This is a genomic window from Bradyrhizobium sp., assembly GCF_049519115.1.
Classification (GTDB): Bacteria; Pseudomonadota; Alphaproteobacteria; order Rhizobiales; family Xanthobacteraceae; genus Bradyrhizobium.
In genome coordinates this window covers 1-3,264 of record NZ_JBEKRB010000173.1, presented here as the reverse complement: position 1 = coordinate 3,264, position 3,264 = coordinate 1, and the positions used below count along the sequence as shown (strand labels likewise).

The window sequence follows — 3,264 nt, the reverse complement described above, 5'->3', positions numbered from 1 at the left end:
AGGGATCGACGAAGGTGCGGAGGTGGTTATTGGTGGTGAAGGCCGCCCACAGGGCCTGGAACGCGGCAACTTTGTCAAACCGACAGTCTTTGCGAACGTGAAGCCAGAGATGAAGATTGCACGAGAAGAAATCTTTGGACCGGTTCTTTCGATCCTGACCTATAAGGCCGAGGCAGACGCCGTCCGAATGGCGAATGATTCCCAGTTCGGACTTATGGCTTATGTCAGCTCATCCAACCCGGAACGGGGCAGTCGCGTGGCGCGTCAATTGCAGGCTGGGCGTGTACTTATCAATACTTTGAATCACGACCCGCTCGCGCCGTTCGGCGGCTACAAGCAGTCCGGCATTGGTCGGGAGGGCGGCGTTTACGGACTGAAAGAGTACCTGGAACCGAAGGCAATCATTCTAGGATAGGGGCCCTATTCCCCGGGCTATATACAGCCTAGAGTTTAGGCGGAATTTCCTGGCGCCCGGTAAGCGGCGGATAGTCGGTCACTGCGGCAACCAACCAAGGCGGCCTACGGGTGATGCCCAATCTCTTTGGGAGCGGCGGCGCAAATCATCGCCGGCAATTACGTTGAGTTCAGCCTCGCTGTGAAGCGCCATCTGGTCCGCGGCACGCTGGCGGCCGAGGAGGCGAGACTCCTGCCATTCGGCCTGGTGCGGGTGCATCGTACCCGCCTCGTCAATTTGAACCATGCGGTTGCTGTCGAGCCGCGCCCTTCGGGCGATTTTGCACTACGCATGGATACCGGTGAGACCTTGGTCGGAAGCCGCCGCTACAAGGAGGCTGTGGCGCGGCTGCGAGGCTCCGAGGTACTAAGGGCAGGTTTTCGTTGATGACCGATGTCTCTTCAGGGTCTTGGTCGTGTAAAAACGGCCTTAGCGATGTCGCCGCTGGCAGGCGGCCGAAGTGTATTTCAGGCCACAATCGCGGCGATCAGCGGCTTGATCCCGACGATGTTCATTACCCGGGTCAGGTTATAGGCGAGAACCGAGAGGGCCATCTCGGCGGCGACCTTTGGAAGCGTTTTTGTGAGGAAGTGCGTCGCCCCCATGCGGGCTTTCATCGTGCCGAACGGATGTTCGACGGTCTCGCGACGCTGGCGCATGGCCTGGGGATTGTTGTCGAGGCGTCTCTGCGCCTCTTCCAGAACGTGCTCATGCTCCCAGCGCGTAATTCGCCGCTCCTTGCCGGTTGTGCAGTTAGCTTTGAGTGCACAGTCTCGGCAGGCATTGGTCCAATAGCGCCGTAGCTGCCGTCCGTCCTCCTCATTGGTGTAGTGGTAGGTCAGCTTTTCGCCCGCTGGACAGCGATACGCATCCTGGTCGCTGAGATAGACAAAGTCCTGTTTGCCAAAGCGACCCTTTGCCTCAAGACCTGATGTCATCGGCTTGGGAAGCGTCACCGTAATTCCCGCATTGTCGCAGGCAAGGATTTCCTCGCCGCTATAATAGCCCCGGTCAGCAACGGCCTCGAGCTTTTCGACACCGAGGACATCCTTGGCACGAGAGGCGATGTTGGCAAGCTGTGCCCGATCCGAGCCGGTGTTCGTCACCTCGTGGGTCACAATCAGATGGTGCTGGGTATCGACGGCGACCTGAACGTTGTAGCCGACGACGCCCGAGCCGCGGCCGCTGGTTGCCATCGAGCGGCTGTCGGGATCTGTCAGGGAGATCTGCTGGTCAGGCGAAGCCAGCATCTGCCGTTCATGGACGGCAAGCTTGTCCATGGCCTCCTTAACCTTCGTCAGCTTCTCCTTGAGCCTCGTCACCCGCTCGGCCAGCGCCTCCGTCGGTTCCTTCCGGTCGGCGGTGTCAAGTTGGCTCAGATAGCGCGCGACGCTCTCCTCTAACTGGGCGCGCCGCCGCTCCACCTTCGCCCGCGTGAAGTTCCTGTCCCGGTTGTTCACGGCCTTGAACTTGCTGCCATCGATGGCAACGCTCGCCGTCGCGAGCAGACCCATCTCACGGCAAAGTTCGACGAAGCGCGCGCAGACCTTGCGTAGCCCCAGACCGTTGTCCTTGCGGAAGTCCGCGATCGTCTTGTGATCGGGAGCGAGCCGGCCCAGTAGCCACATCACCTCGACATTGCGTCCGGCCTCTCGTTCCAGCCGCCGGCTCGACTGCACCCGGTTTAGATATCCGTAAATGTAAAGCTTCAGGAGAACCGAAGGATGGTACGACGGTCGACCAGTCGCCGCCGGCTCAACCCCATCGAAGCTCATCTCCGCCAGATCGAGCGAATCGACAAACACGTCGATCACTCGAACCGGATTGCTATCGTCAATGAAATCATCGAGGCATTCGGGCAACAACGTCCATTGCCCACGATCCGCCTCTTCAACGAAGCGCCTCATTAATTCTCCCCCAAGAATCATCGGGAGAATCATAACAGCGGAATGGCGTTTTCACACAGCCAGGGTCAAAGGCGGAAGTGAGGCGCGCTATTCGATCACCTCGTCGGCGTATGTCGGTTTCGTAGCCAACAACGGAAGTGGTTTTGTAGTGAGTGAGCGCGATGTACTGCCTTCGATCAAATTCCGAAATCGGTCGTTAGCTCTACTACTTCATACGCAAGCAACCCTTGTGCGGTAGGCTCCTACACGTCGACCGGGGGATAAGCATGGGCAACACAATCGGCAGATCGATAGGATGGGGTGCTGTCTTTGGCACAGTCGCTGCTTTCACGACTGCCTCGAGCGTGTCTTACTTCTGGGCTTTCTCGAAAACTGGGCACCCCAGCGATCTAGTGACGTTGATGATTCTATTTGTTCCTGTAGCGACGATCATGGGAGGCGTTGCCGCAACAGTGCTATTCGCCGTGGTCGGAGCGATAATAAGTTTTCGTCCTGTAGGGATCGAACCTTCGGCTCTCAGCTACGCCGTCTTGGGCAGTCTTCTGGCACTTGGGATAGTGATTTTACCCTTTGGTTCATGGGTGGCGGGCGGGTTGCTTCGCGCGCTCCAAGGTGCGCAAGGGACGTACTTCTTGTTACCCACGGGTCTACTGCCGGTAGCAATCGCGGGTCTTTTCACGGGGTGGAGAGTGGGATCGCAGCGATAGCAATGCATCGACGCAGATGTCCGGAAGGGGCTCGGCCAGCGTGATCATTCGACGACTCAATGTCCGCTTGGGGTCAAAGAACGAACCCGCTCACGCGGGATGGGCTGGCGGCGCGGTCGTGGGATCAAGTCTTCTGCGGTAACTATTTGAACGATCACAGGTGACGGGCGGTCGCTCCGTCTTGAGGATTGAGGGG

General features: G+C 58.6%; 3 protein-coding genes. 2 read left to right on the top strand and 1 reads right to left on the bottom strand.

Annotated features, from left to right (window positions below; all coding sequences use genetic code 11):
- The coding region (locus tag ABSE61_RS36715) for an aldehyde dehydrogenase family protein (protein ID WP_423876043.1) at nucleotides 1-415 on the top strand (415 nt) is incomplete at its 5' end.
- Between the two features lie 126 nt (nucleotides 416-541).
- Complete coding sequence (locus ABSE61_RS36710; RefSeq protein ID WP_423876042.1) at nucleotides 542-841, top strand: LytTR family DNA-binding domain-containing protein; 300 nt, start codon at nucleotides 542-544, stop codon at nucleotides 839-841.
- Nucleotides 842-921: 80 nt separating this feature from the next.
- Here the strand turns inward: ABSE61_RS36710 and ABSE61_RS36705 are convergent, their stop codons facing one another.
- A complete protein-coding gene (locus tag ABSE61_RS36705) occupies nucleotides 922-2,361 on the bottom strand; it encodes an IS1182 family transposase (RefSeq protein WP_423876044.1) in 1,440 nt (479 codons plus the stop codon).
- Between the last annotated feature and the right edge of the window lie 903 nt (nucleotides 2,362-3,264).

Coding starts and splice junctions, on each gene's coding strand:
- ABSE61_RS36705 (WP_423876044.1), bottom strand. CDS start 2,361: ATGAGGCGCTTCGTTGAAGAGGCGGATCGTGGGCAATGGACGTTGTTG.